14 protein-coding genes are annotated in these 15560 nt (G+C 74.1%); 3 read left to right on the plus strand and 11 right to left on the minus strand.

The features are described from left to right. Nucleotides 1-34 precede the first annotated feature (34 nt). From trxA to IG63_RS0106980, 8 genes are all read right to left on the minus strand, one after another. Nucleotides 35-361: a thioredoxin gene (gene trxA / locus IG63_RS0106945; RefSeq protein ID WP_030483649.1), complete on the minus strand. Its 327-nt coding sequence runs from the start codon at nucleotides 359-361 to the stop codon at nucleotides 35-37. Between the two features lie 92 nt (nucleotides 362-453). Further along, nucleotides 454-1464 carry a thioredoxin-disulfide reductase gene (trxB, locus tag IG63_RS0106950; RefSeq protein ID WP_425411776.1) on the minus strand — a complete coding sequence of 337 codons (1011 nt, stop codon included), beginning with the start codon at nucleotides 1462-1464 and terminating at the stop codon, nucleotides 454-456. A gap of 78 nt (nucleotides 1465-1542) precedes the next feature. After that, complete coding sequence (locus tag IG63_RS0106955) at nucleotides 1543-2364, minus strand: transglutaminase-like domain-containing protein (protein WP_030483651.1); 822 nt, start codon at nucleotides 2362-2364, stop codon at nucleotides 1543-1545. Nucleotides 2365-2374: 10 nt separating this feature from the next. Beyond that, a complete protein-coding gene (locus IG63_RS0106960) occupies nucleotides 2375-3172 on the minus strand; it encodes a hypothetical protein (RefSeq protein WP_030483652.1) in 798 nt (265 codons plus the stop codon). Continuing rightward, nucleotides 3169-3852: an RNA polymerase sigma factor SigM gene (gene sigM, locus IG63_RS0106965; RefSeq protein ID WP_030483653.1), complete on the minus strand. Its 684-nt coding sequence runs from the start codon at nucleotides 3850-3852 to the stop codon at nucleotides 3169-3171. The genes IG63_RS0106960 and sigM overlap by 4 nt, the downstream gene beginning before the upstream one ends. 14 nt (nucleotides 3853-3866) lie before the next feature. After that, a complete protein-coding gene (locus IG63_RS20500) occupies nucleotides 3867-5807 on the minus strand; it encodes a protein kinase family protein (RefSeq protein ID WP_036194659.1) in 1941 nt (646 codons plus the stop codon). A 171-nt stretch (nucleotides 5808-5978) separates the two neighbouring features. Then, nucleotides 5979-7649 carry a murein biosynthesis integral membrane protein MurJ gene (murJ, locus tag IG63_RS0106975; RefSeq protein WP_030483655.1) on the minus strand — a complete coding sequence of 557 codons (1671 nt, stop codon included), beginning with the start codon at nucleotides 7647-7649 and terminating at the stop codon, nucleotides 5979-5981. After that, on the minus strand, nucleotides 7646-9919 hold the full coding sequence (locus IG63_RS0106980; RefSeq protein WP_030483656.1) for a DUF6049 family protein: 2274 nt from the start codon (nucleotides 9917-9919) through the stop codon (nucleotides 7646-7648). Before IG63_RS0106980 ends, murJ begins: the two co-directional genes overlap by 4 nt. A gap of 7 nt (nucleotides 9920-9926) precedes the next feature. Here IG63_RS0106980 and IG63_RS0106985 point away from each other — a divergent pair, with 7 nt between their 5' ends. The 3 genes from IG63_RS0106985 to IG63_RS0106995 all read left to right on the plus strand — a co-directional run bounded on the left by IG63_RS0106985 (nucleotide 9927) and on the right by IG63_RS0106995 (nucleotide 12698). Beyond that, a complete protein-coding gene (locus IG63_RS0106985) occupies nucleotides 9927-11411 on the plus strand; it encodes a CCA tRNA nucleotidyltransferase (RefSeq protein ID WP_036194670.1) in 1485 nt (494 codons plus the stop codon). A gap of 102 nt (nucleotides 11412-11513) precedes the next feature. Continuing rightward, the gene (locus tag IG63_RS0106990; protein WP_030483658.1) at nucleotides 11514-11975 is read left to right on the plus strand and encodes an SRPBCC family protein; all 462 of its coding nucleotides are present in this window, start codon (nucleotides 11514-11516) and stop codon (nucleotides 11973-11975) included. Nucleotides 11976-11993: 18 nt separating this feature from the next. After that, nucleotides 11994-12698, plus strand: coding sequence for an AIM24 family protein (locus IG63_RS0106995; RefSeq protein WP_030483659.1), 705 nt, complete (start codon nucleotides 11994-11996; stop codon nucleotides 12696-12698). Between the two features lie 12 nt (nucleotides 12699-12710). Here IG63_RS0106995 and IG63_RS0107000 read toward each other — a convergent pair whose 3' ends face one another. From IG63_RS0107000 to IG63_RS0107010, 3 genes are all read right to left on the minus strand, one after another. After that, complete coding sequence (locus tag IG63_RS0107000) at nucleotides 12711-13568, minus strand: hypothetical protein (RefSeq protein ID WP_030483660.1); 858 nt, start codon at nucleotides 13566-13568, stop codon at nucleotides 12711-12713. Nucleotides 13569-13707: 139 nt separating this feature from the next. Next, nucleotides 13708-14799, minus strand: coding sequence for an inositol-3-phosphate synthase (locus IG63_RS0107005; RefSeq protein WP_030483661.1), 1092 nt, complete (start codon nucleotides 14797-14799; stop codon nucleotides 13708-13710). Nucleotides 14800-14816: 17 nt separating this feature from the next. Beyond that, nucleotides 14817-15443: a PadR family transcriptional regulator gene (locus IG63_RS0107010; RefSeq protein WP_051706321.1), complete on the minus strand. Its 627-nt coding sequence runs from the start codon at nucleotides 15441-15443 to the stop codon at nucleotides 14817-14819. Nucleotides 15444-15560: the final 117 nt, after the last annotated feature.

Consider the following 15560-nt stretch of genomic DNA (forward strand, 5'->3'; position numbering starts at 1 on the left):
ATCCGGCCCGGAGGCCGGCCACCCCTCAGGGGGCTCAGGCGATGAACTCGTCGAGCTCCTTGAGCAGCGCAGCCTTGGGGCGGGCGCCGACGATCTGCTTGACGACCTCGCCGCCCTGGTAGACGTTGAGCGTCGGGATGCCGGTGACCCGGTAGGTCGACGGCGTCACGGGGTTCTCGTCGACGTTCATCGCGACGAAGGAGATCTTCTCGCCGTGCGCGGCGTTGAGCTCGTCGAGGATCGGGCTCACCTGACGGCACGGACCGCACCACTCGGCCCAGAAGTCGACGAGCACGGGCTTGTCGGACTTCAGCACCTCGGTGTCGAAGGTGTCGTCGGTGACGGCCGGAAGGTTGGACATGTGGTGCTCCTCAGCGGGTTGCGTGGCTGGTGGATGGTGCTGGGGGGTCAACGTCTCGACGCCGCGGGGCTATTCCGTGGCGCACGAGACAATCAGCCCGCGGCGCCGACGGTGGCCGCACCCGCCGGCGTGGTGAGCGCGAAGTCGAGGTCGGCGAGGTAGCGCTCGGCGTCGAGGGCGGCGGCGCAGCCCGTGCCCGCCGCGGTGATCGCCTGGCGGTAGTGGTGGTCGACCAGGTCGCCACAGGCGAAGACGCCCGGCAGGTCGGTCTTCGTCGACGGGTGGTCGACCAGGACGTAGCCCTCCTCGTCGAGCCGCACCTGGCCCTTGACGAGCTCGGAGCGCGGGTCGTGCCCGATGGCGATGAAGAGCCCCGTGGCGTCGAGCTGCCGCTCCTCGCCGGTGACCGTGTCGCGCAGCGTCACGCCCGTGAGCTTGTCGTCGCCGTGGATCTCGGCGACCTCGGAGTTCCACGCGAAGTCGATCTTGTCGTCGGCGAAGGCCCGCTCCTGCATGATCTTGGAGGCGCGGAGCTCGTCACGACGGTGGATCAGGGTCACCTTGGAGCCGAAGCGGGACAAGAAGGTGGCCTCCTCGACCGCGGAGTCGCCGCCGCCGACGACGGCGATGTGCTGCTCGCGGAAGAAGAAGCCGTCGCAGGTCGCGCACCAGCTGACGCCGTGGCCGGAGAGCCGGTCCTCGTCGGGCAGGTCGAGCTTGCGGTAGCCCGAGCCCATGGCCAGGATCACGGCGCGGGCGGTGAACTCGCCCTCGGCGGTGCGGACCACCTTGGTCTCGCCGGTGAGGTCCATGCCGGTGACGTCGTCGGGGACCAGCTCGGCGCCGAAGCGCTCGGCCTGCGCCCGCATCTCGTCCATCAGGGCCGGGCCCTGGATCCCGTCACGGAAGCCCGGGAAGTTCTCGACCTCGGTGGTGTTCATCAGCGCGCCACCGGCGGTGACGGAGCCCTCGAAGATCAGCGGGCGGAGGTTGGCCCGCGCGGCGTAGACCGCGGCGGTGTAGCCCGCCGGGCCGGACCCCACGATGATGAGCTCACGGGTCTCGGACTGGTCGGTCACTGCTGCTCCTGCGGCGGTAGGGATTCTGGTCAGGCGTCTCAACGCATCCTAGGCAGGCGTTGTTCCAGCCGCCGGGGCCAGCCCGGCACGACCATCCCCGACTCAGCCCAGGGCGACCAGGTCCTGCACGTCGTCGGTGGGCAGGTCGCCCTCGACGGTCGCGTCGACGGACATCGAGGTCAGGTCGGCGCGGCCCGACTGCACCGTCAGGAAGGCCGTGTCGGAGGCGTCGCGGCCGGTCGCCACCCGCACCAGGCTCTGCCGCGGCGCCAGCGTCGTCGCGTCGACCACCTGCCAGGCCCCGTCGATGGCGGCCTCGACGACGGCGTGGAAGTCCATCGGGGTGAGCCCCGGGGCGTAGACCGAGACCAGGCGGGCCGGCACGTTGCGCGCCCGCAGCATCGCGATCACCAGGTGGGCGAAGTCGCGGCAGACCCCCTGCCGGGCCAGCAGGGTCTGCGTGGCGCCGTCGGTGGGCCGGCTGGAGCCGCTGACGTAGTAGAGCTGGGTGCCGACCCACGAGCTCACCGCGTCGAGCAGGTCCTTGCCCTCGAGGCGAGCAAACTCCGCCCACGCCGTGGGGCCCAGCTCGTCGGACTCGGCGTAGCGGCTCGGGCGGCGGTAGACGATGTCGTCGACCGGGTCGACCAGCGCGGCCTCGGCGCGCCCGGAGAGCGTCGCGTCGTAGGCCAGCGAGAGCCGTCCGGGAGGAGCGGTGCACACGTGGAGCCGCGCACCGTCGCTCACCACCTGCTCACGCACCTGCACCGGCTCGCCGTCGACGGTCACGGAGAGCACCTCGGACTCGCGGGGCACGCCGTCGGCCACCGCGACCGACCAGACCAGCTCGGCGGTCTCGCGCACGTCGAGCTCGATGCGGGCACGGACGGTACGGCGCGGCGTCGGCGCGGCGGGGTCGGTCACCCCCTCAGTCTCACCGACCGGCGGCGTCGGCTGGCACCTGGCCCCGCGCGACGGTGCTGCCGTCGGCGCAGGCCAGCGCCTCGACGGCGCGCTCGCCACCCTCGACCGGACCGACGAGCAGCACGGCCGGGTCGCCGTCGAGGGCGACGAAGGTGGCGTCGCCGCGTGCCGGGTCGGGCACCACGCAGCCCGAGCCCTGCAGCCGGTCGCGCTCGGCGGCGTCGACCATGGCGTCGCCGGCACCGGCGATCTCACCCGCGGCGAGCAGCTGCTCGGTGTCGGTGGTCAGGCTGCGGGCCGACAGGGCGGGCATCTCGACGACGCGGGTGTCGCCGCTGCTGCCGGAGCCCTCGGACTCCTCGGGCCCGCCGGACTCCTCGGATCCACCGGCGTCGGCCGACGCGGCCGGCTCGCGGGTCTCGTCCTGCGAGGTCTCGTCGGGTGAGGCCGACGGCTGCTGCTGCGCCGTGGATCCCTCGGCCGAGCTCGTGTCAGCGCTGCTCGACGCCCCGCCGGCGGCGCTGTCGCCGTCGCCGTCGCCCGAGGTGAGCGCGGCGGTGCCGAGCCCGCCCACGACCACCACGGCCGCGGCGGCCGCGAGCCACGGGGCCACGCGGCGTCGCAGCGGCACCACGGCGGCCGGGGTCGCGGGTGCCGCGGACCCCGACCCCGACCCCGCCTCGGCGGCCAGGGCAGCGTCAAGGCGGGCCGTGACGTCGGGGGGAGCGGCGGGCGGGTCGACCTGGTCGGTGTGGGCCAGGTCGCGGAGGAGGCGGCGGACGCGCTCCTGCTCACCGGGCGTGCTCACGGTCGGTCGGCCTCCTTCCGGGGCTGGGGGTCACGGGAGTCTGACGTGCCGGGGCGCGTGGTGGTTCCGCCGGGGTGCTCCTCGCCGCCCTCCGAGGCGGGGGAGAGGTCGGCCAGCAGCGTGGCGAGCCTGGCACGCCCCCGGTGGCAGCGGCTCTTCACCGTGCCCGGGGGCACCTCGAGCCGCGCGGCGGCCTCGGCGACCGACCAGCCCTCCAGGTCGACGAGGACCAGGCAGAGCCGCTGCTCCTCCGGCAGCTCGCGCAGCGCGGCGTGGACCCGCTCACGGAGGTCGGCGTCGAGCACCCGCTGCAGCGGCTCGTCGACGTCGGTCGGGTCGGGGAGCAGGTCGTGACGCTCGTCGAGGTCGTCGGGCAGCGGCTCCGCGCGGCGTACCCGGGCGCGCCGCAGCCGGTCGAGACAGGCGTTGACCACGATCCGGTGCAGCCAGGTGGTGACCTGCGCGTCGCCGCGGAAGGACCCGGCGCGACGGTAGGCCGCCACCAGGGCGTCCTGCAGCGCGTCGGCGGCCTCCTCGGGGTGTCCGGTGGTGCGCAGCGCCACGGCCCAGAGCCGGTCGCGGTGGCGCAGGACCAACGCGCCGAAGGCGTCGGGGTCGCCCTCGACGTGGGCGCGCAGCAGCGCGGCGTCGTCGCGCTGCTCACCGGAGGTGGCGGTCACGGGGACAGCATCGCCTACGAGCGCACGTTGACCTCGGCCACCTCGCCGCGGTAGCCGCCGGGAGCGGCCGGGAGCTCGGTGAGCCAGAGCAGCAGGTAGCGCGTCGTGGGCGCGGGGTCGAGCTGCACCGTGGTGCGCCGTGGGGCGCCGTCCTGGCCGCCGACCTCCTGGAGCTGGTCGAGCGAGGTGGGGGCGTCGGCGGTGCCCTCGGGGGCGGCGTACAGCCGGAAGCTGGTGGGTGCGGTGCCGAAGCGCACGGTGACCTCGCCGACCTCCTGGTCCTCGCCGAGGTCGAGCAGCACGCCCACGCCGCTCTTGAGGCCGCCGAGGTCGGGCCGGTTGTAGTAGGTGACCGTCGACCACGTGGTGGCGGGGTCGCCGTCGAAGACGTTGGCGGCCTGGTCGGGGTTCTCGCTCTGGTCGCCCTCGGGGTCGAAGTCGCTGGCGCCGGCGATGGAGAGCGACTGCGGCCGCGGCGAGGCGGTCTCGCTCGGGTCGTCGTCACCACCGCCACCCACCAGGGGGAGGCCGGAGCCGCGGCCGAGGCTGAAGGCCGCGATCATCGCGATGACGGTGGCGAGCAGGACCCCGACGACCACGGCGGTGCGCAGCCAGCCGCGGCCCTCGTGGCCGTTGCCCGGGGCAGCCGGCGGCTCGTCGCCCTCGAAGGGCCAGTACGGCGAGGGCTCCGCGGCGGGGGCCGGTGCCGGAGGGCGGACGGTGGGGCTCGCCTGGGTCGCGGTCGCGGCGCGCGCGGCGGCCGGCACGCGGCGCTCGGTGGTCGCGAAGAGCGGCCGCTCGGGGGAGTCCTCGAAGGGCGGCGGGGGCGGCACGCGGTCGGGGGCGCGCAGCGGCGCCTGCGAGTCGGGGCCTTCCACCGGCTCCCGGTGCAGCGCGGTCGACTCCATGGCCGGCACGGTGGGCAGCGCCCCCATCTCGCCGGTCGCGTCGGGGTCGTCGTCGTGGGTGACGGGCGCGACCGCCTGCGTGGCCTCGACCGCCTGGGCGGCCTCGACCGCCTGGGTGGCCTGGACCGCCTGGGTGGGCTCGACGGGCTCCTCGGGCTGCGAGCGCCGGCGGGCCTCCTCCGCGAGGGCGGCGCGGGAGAGCACGCTCGTCGGCTCGTCGTGCGCCGCGGTCACCGGGAGCGCGCCGTACGCCGGCTCGCCGGTGAAGTCGGCCAGCGCGGCGGCGATCTCCTCGGCGGTCTCGATGGGCAGCTCGTGGCGTGATCCCTCGCGGTGGAGCACCCGCTCGCAGATCGCGTCGAGGGCGCGGGGCACGCCGGCCCGCACCTGGCGCGGCCGCAGCGGCCGGCGACCCTCCAGCGGCGCGGCCGGCACGGAGGACTCCGCGACGCCGGGCCACCGGCCGGTGAGAGCGGCGTAGAGCACGGCGGCGACGTCGATCACGTCGGCCTCGCGGGCGTCGAGCTCGCCGTAGACCGGGCTGACCGGGGGGGCGCGGTGCAGCGAGGCGTCGACGACGTAGCCGATCAGCTTCACCGCCCCGGAGTGGGTGACGAGCACGGCCTCGGGGTTGAGGCGTCCGTGGCTGACGCCGCTGGCGTGGCCGGCCGCGATCGCCTGGGCCACCTCCTTGGCCAGCCAGGCGGCCCGCGACGGCGCCAGCGGACCCCGCTGCAGCATCAGGTCGAGCGAGAGCCCCTCGCCCCACTCCTGGACGACCCAGCAGACGCCGTCGGCGTCGTCGCAGTCGAGCACCCGCAGCAGGTGCTGGTCGTTGACCGTCGCGGAGAGCCGCGCCGCCTCCAGCAGGTCCTCGGCGCGGTCGTCGTCGCTGCGCACGGCGTGCACCGCCACCGAGCGCGCCAGCACCGTGTCGGTGGCGCGCCAGAAGCGGGCGCCGTCGCTGTCGGTGAGCAGGTCCTCGAGCCGGTAGCGACCGGCGAGCAGCGTGCCGGGGCCGATGGGTGCCGACGTCGGGCTGCTCACGGTGCTCCCCTCACGCTCGTCCGCTCTGGTGGGCTGGCCCGCGCCACCCCACCGGCTGGGCGTGCCGGCCCGACGGGGGGTGGGGCGCACTCGGACGTGGGCCACTCTACTGGCCGCTGGTCGGCAGCAGGTCGGATCCGGCGATCGTCCGCGGCGGCGCGAGCCGCTGCGTCAGCGTCCTCGGCGGAGCCGGCCGCCGACGAGTGCGACGACCTCCTGCACCTCGCTCAGCCGCAGCAGCCGCGCCGCCAGCAGGTACGCCGCGGCGAAGCCGGCGCCCACGACGAGCAGCTCGGCCAGCGCCGCCGCCTTGCTCGCGTCGGCGACCCAGGGCAGCGCGTGCAGCCCCGTGCGGAGCCCGAGACCGACGGCTCCCGCGACGGCCACCGCGAGCACCAGGCGCACCCCGAAGCGCAGCAGGGTGCGGCCGGCGAGGTCGCCGACGGTGCGCCGCAGCACGAGCAGCGAGAGCACCGCGCCCACGCCGTAGGCGCTGGCGTAGGCGAGCACCAGGCGGGGCGCGGTCTCGACCGGAGGAGCCCCGAGGACCAGGAGCAGCGCCACGGCGATGTTGGTGGCCGCGACGACGCACTGCACCCAGAAGACCAGCCGGGTCCGCTCCAGGGCGTAGAAGCCCCGCAGCGCGACGTAGTGCGTGGTGAAGAGGACGAGACCGAGGCCGAAGAGCGCCATCGAGGGGGCGAAGCTGGCGTAGCTGTCGGCCCCGCTGCCCCAGCCGAAGGCGAGCTGGGCCACCGCCAGCGAGGTCAGCGCGAGCAGGGTGGCAGCCGGGGCGATCAGCGCCAGCGCCGAGCGGAGCGTGCGGCTGACCTGCCGGCCGAGCGAGCCGAGGTCGCCGTCGGCGGCGTACGACGAGAGCAGCGGCAGCGCCGCCGTGGCCAGCGAGACCGTGACCACCGAGTGGGGGACCATCGTGATCAGGAAGGCGTTGGAGTAGACGGTGTAGCCGGTGCCCTCGGCCTGTCCCGGGGGCACGGCCGTGCCGCTGCTCGCCAGCCGCACCACCACGGTGTAGGCGACCTGGTTGACCACGACGAAGAGCACCGTCCACACGCCGAGCCGCAGGGTGTGGCCGAGTCCGGTGCCGCGGAAGTCGAAGCGCGGGCGGTAGCGCACCCCGGCCGCCCGCAGGTAGGGCAGCAGCACCAGCAGCTGCACCACGATGCCGAAGGTGGAGCCCAGGCCCAGCAGCGCCTCCTGGCCGGGGGTGAAGCCGCCCTCGAGCTCGGGCCCGAGGGCGGGGCCGTGCACCAGCAGGTACGCCGCCAGCACGGCCACGGAGATCACGTTGTTGGCGATGGGGGCCCACATCATCGGCCCGAAGCGCCGGTGGGCGTTGAGGATCTGCCCGACCAGCACGAACATGCCGTAGAAGAAGACCTGCGGCAGGCAGTAGCGCGCGAAGGCGATCACCGAGTCGAGCTGCTCCTCGCGCCCGGGGTCGAAGAAGCCGTCGGCGAGGAAGAGCCGCATCAGCCACGGCGCGCCCACCACGAGCAGCACGGTGACCCCGCCGAGGAAGAGCGCGGCGAGCGTCACGATGCGGTTGGTGTAGGCCTCGCCGCCGTCGGGGTGGTGCTTGATGCCCCGCACCAGCTGCGGCACGAGCACGGCGTTGACCACGCCGCCCACCATGAGGATGTAGAGCATGTTGGGCACGGTGTTGGCGATGGTGAAGATGTCGGCGTGCAGGCCCGCACCCAGCGCGGCCACCAGCATCAGGCCGCGCACGAAGCCGCTCAGGCGCGAGACCACGGTGCCCGCCGCCATCACGGCGCTGCTGCCGAGCAGCGAGCGGTGCTGCTCGTCGTCCCCGCTCACGCGTCGCTCCCCTCGCGCACGGGCTGCCGTCGCGAGCGCCCCTCCCGCCACCGCTGCCGCACCCGGCGCAGCAGCGCGAAGAGGAAGAGCGCGCTGGCCCCGGCCATGACGTACCAGATGGTGCGCCCGACCTGGCTGGTGCGGAGCACGAAGTCGTACGACGCCCCCGCGACGACGCCGGACGACGTGACCGGCACGATCGAGACGTCGTGCACGCCCTCGTCGCTGGTCACCGGCACGGGCAGCGTCACGCGCTGCTCGGGCCCGAGCTCGACCGGCTCGACCGGCTCGACGCGCACCTCGCCGTCGGAGCGGACGTCGAGGCCGACGGTGACCGGCTGCTGCAGGTCGTTGACCACGCTCACCGTCAGGGTGCCGCTGCCGCCGGAGAGCGTGACGAAGTCGGTGCCGAAGACGCCGACCTGCTCGAGGTCGGCGGTCAGGCTGCGGCGCAGGCCGTCGGCCGCGGCCACGCCGTCGCCGGGCCGGTCGCGCACGTGGTACGACACGGCGCCGAGCGCGGCCCCGGTGACCCGGTCGAGCACGTCGTTGACGTTGGCCAGCAGCTCGTCGAGCGCGACCCCCTGGCGGACCAGGCGCCGGGCGGCGACGATGTTGGCCGGCCCGAGCTCGCGCGCCTCAGAGGCCTCCTCGTAGGCCAGCCCGCCCTCCAGCTCACCCACCGCGGGTGGCAGGTCGTCGAGCTGCAGCCAGGGCACCTCGAGGGCGTCGAAGAAGTCGGCCTCGGCCCAGGCGGCCCCGGGGTCCCAGGAGGGCGGCAGCGTGAGCACCACCGGGCGGGGCGACTGCCCGGTGGCGTCGGCCCTGCCGGCCTCCAGCAGCGTCTCGGCCAGCAGCCGCTGCCGCAGCGCCAGCGGGTCGGCGGCACGCACCGGCGCCGGGCCCCCGGCCCCCACACGGGCGTCGCTGAGCACGACGTCGTGCCCCTCGAGCGTCGCGCCGGGCGGGAGCGCGAGCCGCCCGCGGTCGGAGAGCAGCAGGTCGACGTCGTCGGCCAGCTCGTCGAGGAGCGCCGGCTCGACCTGGCCGTCGGGCGGCGAGACCACGGGGTCGGCGTCGAGGTCGCGCGCCTCGAAGGTGGCGCGCGCGAGCCGGAGGGCACGGGCGAGCAGGGTGGGTCGCTCGCGGAGCAGCGCGACGGCGTCGGCGTCGGCGTACGGCAGTCCGAGCACGTCGGCCGACCCGAGCTGCCCGTCGAGCCGCCGCAGCAGCCCGCGGGCGGTCGACGCCTCGGCGGTGTCGGGCACCCCGGCCTCCTCGGGCTCGGGCTCGGCCTCCTCCGACGGCGTGGGTGAGGGCTCGGGCTCCTCCGCGGGCTCGCTCGGCTCGGCGTCCGGGTCGGGCACCCGCTCGGGCGGGCCCAGTGACAGCGGCGGGTTGCCGCGGCCGAGGTCGTCGAGCGCCTCGAGCACGGCCGGGTCGACGAGCCAGGTGAGCGGGCTGTCGCCGGCGGTGAGGGCGAAGCGCGAGATCCGGTCGAGCCGGCCCTCCTCGCCGATCAGGTCGACCCACCCCTCGGGGTCGGCCAGGCTGCCGTCGGCGCCGCGGGTGGTCTCCGCGCGCAGCGGGAGCACCAGGCTCACGGGCACCTCGCTGTCGGGCAGGTCGCCGCGGTCGACGACGGGCACGAAGGTGCGGGCGCGCCCGTCGGCCACCGCGTCGCGACCCTCGGCGTTGGTGCCCAGGGCGTGCACGCCGATCCAGTAGACGCCGGGTGCCGACGCCGGCGGGAGCTCGTCGGCGGGCACCCGCACGGTGAAGCCGGCCCGCTCGCCGGGCTCGAGGTCGCCGAGCCCCTGGAAGGCCCCCGGGGCGTCGATGCGGTCGCCGACGGCGGTCTCCTCCGGGGTGAGCGCCGCGAGGTCGAGCTCGTCGCGCGTGGTCAGGGGCGCGTCACCGAGGAAGGGCAGCACGTTGACGTCGGTCCAGGCCTCCTCGGAGGTGTTGCTCACCGTGCCGGTCATCACGACCGGTCCGCGCCGTGGCACGACCCCGGGGGAGAGCGAGGTCAGCCGCACCTTCAGCGGCGTGGCGACGGCGACCGCCTCCTCCTCGTCGGGCTCGCCCGTGGGGGTGCCCGTCGGAGTGCCCGTGGGGGTGCCCGTGGGGGTGCCCGTGGGCGTGGCGCCGGGCGTCGTCTCGGCGGCGTACGACGGGGCGCCCTGGAGGGCGACACCGAGGGGCGCGACCACCAGCGACAGCAGCAGCCCCGTCGCCCCGGCGCGGGTCCTGCGGCCGGGGCGGGTCACGCCGGGGATGCTACCGAGCAGCCCCGCTGCGACGTCCCTAGACTGTGCTCCCGTGTCCGACGAGCCGCTGCTGATCACCGACGTGCAGGCCCGGGTCAGCGCCGAGCTGGAGCGGCTCTCGCCCGTGCTCGACGAGCTGGGCGCGCGCTTCGCGGCGGCGGGCGAGGAGCTCGCCCTGGTGGGCGGTCCGGTGCGCGACGCGATGCTGGGGCGGCTGCAGCAGGACCTCGACTTCACCACCTCCGCGAGGCCCGAGGTGACGGAGCGGCTGCTGGTCGGCTTCGCCGAGGCGACCTGGGACATCGGCCGTGCCTTCGGCACCATCGGGTGCCGGTGGGGCCAGTGGACCATCGAGATCACGACCTACCGCTCCGAGGCCTACGACCCCACGAGCCGCAAGCCCGAGGTGGCCTACGGCGACTCCCTGGTCGGCGACCTGGCGCGGCGCGACTTCACCGTCAACTCCATGGCGCTCTCGCTGCCCTCCCAGCGGCTCGAGGACCCCTTCGGCGGCGTCGTCGACCTCGCCGAGCGCCGGCTGCGCACCCCGGGCACGCCGGAGGCGTCCTTCTCCGACGACCCGCTGCGGATGCTGCGCGCGGCCCGCTTCGCCGCCCAGCTCGGCTTCACCGTCGACGCCGACGTCGTGGCGGCGATGACCGACATGGCCGAGCGCATCTCGATCGTCTCCGCGGAGCGCGTGCGCGAGGAGCTGGTCAAGCTGCTCATGGCGCCCGACCCGGTGCGCGGCCTGCGGCTGCTCGTCGAGACCGGGCTGGCCGCCCAGGTGCTGCCCGAGCTACCGGCGCTGGCGCTGGAGCGCGACGAGCACCACCGCCACAAGGACGTCTACGAGCACAGCCTGACCGTGCTGGAGCAGTCGATCGACCTCGAGCACCGCCTCGGTGGCCCCGACTTCGTCTCCCGCTTCGCCGCGCTGATGCACGACGTGGGCAAGCCGCGCACCCGCCGCTTCCTCGACGACGGCAGCGTCACCTTCCACCACCACGACGTCGTGGGCGCCAAGCTCACGCGCAAGCGGATGCAGGCGCTGCGCTTCTCCAAGGAGCAGATCCAGGCGGTCACGACCCTGGTCGAGCTGCACCTGCGCTTCCACGGCTACGGCGACGGCGAGTGGACCGACTCTGCCGTACGCCGCTACGTGCGCGACGCCGGCGACCAGCTGGCCCGGCTGCACGTGCTCACCCGGGCCGACTGCACCACCCGCAACCGCCGCAAGGCCGAGCGGCTGCGCCGCGCCTACGACGACCTGGAGACCCGCATCGAGCGGCTCGAGGCCGAGGAGGAGCTCGCCGCGATCCGCCCCGACCTCGACGGCAACCAGATCATGGAGGTGCTCGGGGTGGGGCCGGGCCGCGAGGTGGGCGAGGCCTACCGCTTCCTGCTGGAGCTGCGCCTCGACCGGGGCCCGCTGGAGCACGACGAGGCCGCCGAGGCGCTCCGCACCTGGTGGGCCGCGCGCACGGCCTGACCTGCTCCGACCCGGCTGTGACGGGCGCCACGCCGACGTAACGCGCCGCCGGCCCGCACCGTTGGAGCACCCGTACGCCGCCCACCCACCGAGGAGACCCGCATGACCGAGACCGCCGTCGCCCCGCTCGAGGCCGAGATCGAGATCGCGGCTCCGCCGGCCCGGGTGTGGGAGCTGCTCAGCGACCTGCGGCAGATGCCGCGGTGGAGCGACCAGACCTGGAAGGTCTTCGCGCGCGGCGAGATCACCGAGGGCACCTCGATGCTCAACCTCAACCGGCTGGGCTGGCGGGTGTGGCCGACCAGCGCCCGCGTCGTCGACTTCGAGCCCGAGCGCCGGGTGGCCTTCCGGGTGCGCGAGAACCGCACCGTCTGGTCCTTCGACCTCACCCCCACCGCGTCGGGGACCCGGGTGGTGCACCGTCGGGAGGCGCCCCAGGGCATCTCGGGGATCTCCACCGGCCTGACCAAGGTCGCGCTGGGCGGGGTCCCCGCGTTCACCCGCGCGCTGCAGCAGGGCATGCGGCAGACGCTCTCCCGCGTGAAGGCTGACGCCGAGGGCTGAGCCTCCTAGGCTCGGCCCATGCGCAGCGACCTCTTCGACCAGGGCAACCTCGAGCGGGAGGGGGTCGGCCGCTTCGCGCTGCAGAACCCCCAGCTGCTGCGGGTCGCGCTGGGCGACGACGTGCTCGCGGTCAAGGGCGCGATGGTGGCCTACCAGGGTCGCGTGGAGTTCGTGCACGAGAAGTCCGGCAGCGTCGGGCGGATGCTCAAGAAGATCGTCTCGAGCGAGGACCTGCCGCTGATGCGGGTGCGCGGCGAGGGCGAGGTCTTCTTCGCCCACGAGGCCGGCTACGTCTACCTGATCGCCCTCGACGGCAGCGACGCGCTCTCGGTGGGCTCGGCCAACCTGCTCGCCTTCGACGCGACCCTGCAGTGGGACATCAACCGGGTCAAGGGTGCGGGCGTGATGGCCGGCGGCCTCTTCAACACCACCCTCTCCGGGTCCGGCACCGTCGCGCTGTGCACCGTCGGCTCACCGGTCGTGCTCGACTGCAGCCGGCAGCCGACCTACGTCGACGTCCAGGCCGCCGTCGCCTGGTCCGCGGGCCTGACCCCGCAGGTGGTCTCGAGCATGAAGGTCGGCTCGCTGCTGCGCGGCGGCTCCGGCGAGGCCTTCCAGTACGCCTTCCACGGCGCCGGCTTCGTCGTCGTCCAGCCCTACGAGCACAAGCCCACCTCCTCGGGCTCCGGCAGCGGCGGCATCTCCAGCATGTTCGACGGCTGAGGTCCTCCCCGATCAGGCCTTGGCAGGTGCGACCGGCTGCTGGTGCAGCCGGCGGAAGGTGTAGCCGCCGGCGAGCAGCGCGATCGGCAGCGCGGCGAGCAGGCCCACGCCGCACAGGATCGCCCCGGCGATGACCACCAGGATCACCAGGACGTAGTAGACGAGCGTGTCGCCGAGGTTGCTGGTGACGAAGGAGAAGCTCGCCTTGATCGCCTCCACGGGGGCCATCCCCTGGTCGACGACGAAGTAGAGCGTGAACATCGCGAGGTAGCCGACCACCAGGCCCGGCAGCACGCACAGGGCGGTGCCGATCGAGGTCATCACCGAGACCAGGATCCCGGCGACGGCGATGTCGGCGTACTTCAGCCCGCTCCACATCTGCCCGACCGAGATCGGGCGGCCGTCGACCTGGGCCAGCGACCCCTTGATCAGCCCGGCGTAGAGGATCTGCCCGACGATCCCGACCAGGAGCGAGACCACGAGGTTGTACAGGAAGCCCTCGACCAGGCCGCGCTCGAGCGGGCCGCCGAAGAGGGCGGAGGCGAAGAGGCTGGCCACGATGCCGACGACGAGCGAGACCGCCACGACGATCAGCGCGCCGAGCAGCAGCGGGGTGGGGTTGGCGAAGAAGCTGCTCCAGCCGTAGCCGATGGAGTCCGGAGCGCTGTAGGGCCGGGCGTTGGGGTCGGTGGACCCCGGCGGGGGCGGCGGCGCGGCGGCGTACCCACCCTCGGGCGGCGGCGGCGGCGGTGGTGGCGGGCCGCCGGGGGCTGCGGCGCCGTACGGCGACGACTCGGGTGGCGGCGGCTGCCCGCCGCCGGTGCCCTCGGGCGGTGGGTCCTGCGGCGGGGGGTTCTGGCCGTCGGTCATGGCTTCGAAGGTAGGGACGCCGCCGACGGCTGTCGAGCGTCCCGACCCGCTGGACTACTGCGGGTGCACGACGACGGACGCCCCGCGAGTCCCGCCCGGCCCTGGGGCACGGGTGGGGCTCACGGGGCGCCCGTGGTGCTCAGCTGTCGATGTCGCCGCGGATGAAGGCCTCGACGGAGTCGCGACCGGTGTCGTCGTCGCGCTGCTCCGGCGGGCTCTTCATCAGGTACGACGAGGCGGAGAGCACGGGGCCGCCGATGCCGCGGTCCTTGGCGATCTTGGCCGCGCGCACGGCGTCGATGATGATGCCGGCCGAGTTGGGGGAGTCCCAGACCTCGAGCTTGTACTCCAGGTTGAGCGGCACGTCGCCGAAGGCGCGACCCTCGAGGCGCACGTAGGCCCACTTGCGGTCGTCGAGCCACTGCACGTAGTCGGACGGGCCGATGTGCACGTTCTTGTCGTGCACCTTGCCGGCCAGGCTGCCCTGCAGGTTGGAGGTGACGGCCTGGGTCTTGGAGACCTTCTTGGACTCCAGCCGGTCGCGCTCCAGCATGTTCTTGAAGTCCATGTTGCCGCCGACGTTGAGCTGGTAGGTGCGGTCGAGCGTGACGCCGCGGTCCTCGAACAGCTTGGCCATCACGCGGTGGGTGATGGTGGCGCCCACCTGGCTCTTGATGTCGTCGCCGACGATCGGCACGCCCGCGGCGCGGAACTTCTCGGCCCACTCGGGGTCGGAGGCGATGAAGACCGGCAGCGCGTTGACGAAGGCGACGCCCGCGTCGATGGCGCACTGCGCGTAGAACTTGTCGGCGTCCTCGGAGCCCACCGGCAGGTAGGAGACCATCACGTCGACCTCGGCGTCGCGCAGCGCCTGCACGACGTCGACCGGCTCCTCCGGCGACTCCTCGATGGTCTCGCGGTAGTAGCGGCCGAGCCCGTCGTGGGTCGGGCCGCGGAGCACCGCGACGCCGGTCGGCGGGACGTCGGCGATCTTGATGGTGTTGTTCTCGGAGGTGTTGATCGCCTCGGCCAGGTCGAAGCCGACCTTCTTGGCGTCGACGTCGAACGCCGCGACGAACTCGACGTCGGAGACGTGGTAGTCGCCGAACTTGACGTGCATCAGGCCGGGCACCTTGGCCTCGGGGTCGGCGTCCTTGTAGTACTCGACGCCCTGGACGAGGGAGCTGGCGCAGTTGCCGACTCCGACGATGGCCACGCGGATCTTCGCCATGGGAACTCCTTGCTTGCTCATGCGGTGGGTCGCGGATCGGGGGTGGGGCTGGTCGGGGGTGGGTCGGGGGCCGGTGACGGCTCCGTGTGGCCGACGCTCGGACCCTCGCGGGCGGAGTGCTCGGCCTCGATCAGGTCGGTCAGCCAGCGCAGCTCGCGCTCGACGGACTCGATGGAGTGGCGCCGCAGCTCGTCGACGTAGCGGTCGACGGGCCCGGTGGGCGGCCGGCTGCTGCGGGCGCGGTCGAGCCGCTCCTGCAGCCGGCTGCGGCGGCCCTCCAGCACGCGCAGCCGCACGTCGGCGTCGGTGCGCGAGAAGAACGCGAAGCGGGTGGTGAAGCCCTCGTCGTCCCAGGCGGCGGGGCCGACCTCGGTGATGCGGCCCGCAAAGAACTGCTCACCCGCCGGCGTGAGCCGGTAGACGATGCGCTGGCGGCGGGTGACGGCCGGGTCGAGGTTGGTGGCCTCGGTCACCATGCCGCGGCGGAGCAGCCGCTTGAGCGCGGGGTACAGCGAACCGTAGGAGAGCAGCCGGTTCCAGCCCAGCAGCAGGTTGAGCCGCTTGCGCAGCTCGTAGCCGTGCAGCGGTGACTCGTGGAGCAGGCCCAGCACGGCGAGCTCGAGGGTGGCTGACTTGCTGGTCATCCGCACCTCCTCGCCGCTCGGCTGCTCGTGGGCGTCCCGGGAGAACGCGTTACATCGGTAGAACGTATCGCAATGATATATCCACCGGCCGCGCGGCCCCGGCGTGTCGACTTTCAC

Origin of the sequence: Nocardioides aequoreus (assembly GCF_000720335.1) — a bacterium.
Lineage (GTDB): Bacteria > Actinomycetota > Actinomycetes > Propionibacteriales > Nocardioidaceae > Marmoricola > Marmoricola aequoreus.